Raw genomic sequence first — 1,529 nt, 5'->3', positions numbered from 1 at the left:
GTGTATTGCCAAGCTCAGAAACGCCGAACAGCAAGGATTGCAAGCCTATGACATGATGCTGCAAAAGGCGCGGCATCCAGAACTGCGGCAGGCGCTTGAACAGCACCGCACCGAAACCGAGCAGCAGATCCAACGCTTGGAGCAGATCATCCAGCGCTCCGGCGGTGCGACCATGCAGGTTGAAGACGAGATCATGCCGGCTATCCTCCGCGAGAACCAGAAGATGCAGGCCATGATCGGCAGTGACGAGCTCTCGGACGTGTCGCTGATTGCCGGTGCTCAGATTGGTGAGCATTACGAGATTGCAGCCTATGGCACCGCAGCGGCCCATGCCAAGCTGCTCGGACGCCAGGAGGACCTGCAGCTCCTTCTGCAAACGCTGGAGGAGGAGAAGCGCACGGACGAGTTGCTGACCCGGATCGCTGAACGCTCGGTCAACCAACAAGCTCAAGCATAAACTCCTTCTATCCTCATGCACGGCGGCACGCGCACCGCCGTGCGTGCCGCCTGCTCGTCGGACCCAAACAACCAAGACATCACGTTCTTTCTACTGGGGAGATCCGTTGCCATGGCACGCGGGCGGAGCGTTTGGGGTTTGCCGCCAGGATCATCATCATCTCGGCAATGTTCTCGGGCGTGACCAGCCCTACAAGGCGAAGCTGGCTGTTGGTCACACCAATGGCAGGCAAGCGGTCTTTCTGCATCAGGCGCATGGCATCCTCAAGCGGCAGGCGGTGGTGAAGGACCGGGATGTCAGAGCGCATCACCTCCACCACAGGCGTCTCCAGCCCGCGCTCCCGCAGAGCGCGGATCATGTCATCACGCGTGAGCACGCCGCGCAGACCTCCCGCACCGTCAACTACCGGGAACTCATGCTGCGTGGTTTTAATCAGGCATTGCACCGCGTCCTCGACGCGGCTGCTGGGCGCCAGGGTCTCAAACTGGGTGATCATGGCATCAGACACCAGCATGCCACGTGACACCTGGCGCATCTGGACCGCATGAGCTTCTGAGGCTGCTCCCAGATAAACGAAAACCGCAATGAAGATCAGGAGCGGGTTGCCCATGAGACCAAGCAGACCAAGCCCGAACGCCACCACTTGCCCAACTGTGGCTGCAATCTGTGTGCCTCGGCTGTAGCCGAGACGGTAGGCCAGAACGGCGCGGAGCACGCGTCCACCGTCCATCGGAAAGGCAGGAATAAGGTTGAAGACTGCCAGAAAGATGTTCACCGAGGCGAGGCGGGCGAGCAGGCTTACCCCTGAGTTCTGCACCTCCATGCTTTCCCGCGGCAGGACACCCCCAAGCACCAGGTACAGCGCGGCAGCAATCACCAGATTGACTGCCGGCCCAGCAAGGGCGACGATCAACTCCTGAGAGGGCTCCTCCGGAATGCGCTCAAGCCGGGCCACGCCGCCAATCGGCAGGAGGGTGATGTCCGGGGTCTGTACGCCATAGCGTCGGGCCGCCAGAACATGGCCGAACTCGTGCAGCAGAACGCACAGGAAGAGCAGAAGAATGAAGATAAC

2 protein-coding genes are annotated in these 1,529 nt (G+C 60.9%); one reads left to right on the top strand and one right to left on the bottom strand.

What is annotated here, in order from left to right; translation table 11 throughout:
* The first annotated feature begins 4 nt into the window (after positions 1–4).
* Complete coding sequence (locus JKG68_RS32200) at positions 5–457, top strand: YciE/YciF ferroxidase family protein (protein WP_312891077.1); 453 nt, start codon at positions 5–7, stop codon at positions 455–457.
* Positions 458–536: 79 nt separating this feature from the next.
* Here JKG68_RS32200 and JKG68_RS32195 read toward each other — a convergent pair.
* The coding region (locus tag JKG68_RS32195) for a site-2 protease family protein (protein WP_202066480.1) at positions 537–1,529 on the bottom strand (993 nt) is incomplete at its 5' end.

This window comes from Microvirga aerilata (genome assembly GCF_016743775.1).
Taxonomy (GTDB): domain Bacteria; phylum Pseudomonadota; class Alphaproteobacteria; order Rhizobiales; family Beijerinckiaceae; genus Microvirga; species Microvirga aerilata.
The sequence above is the reverse complement of the archived record's forward strand: the minus strand, read 5'-3'. Positions and strand labels throughout refer to the sequence as shown.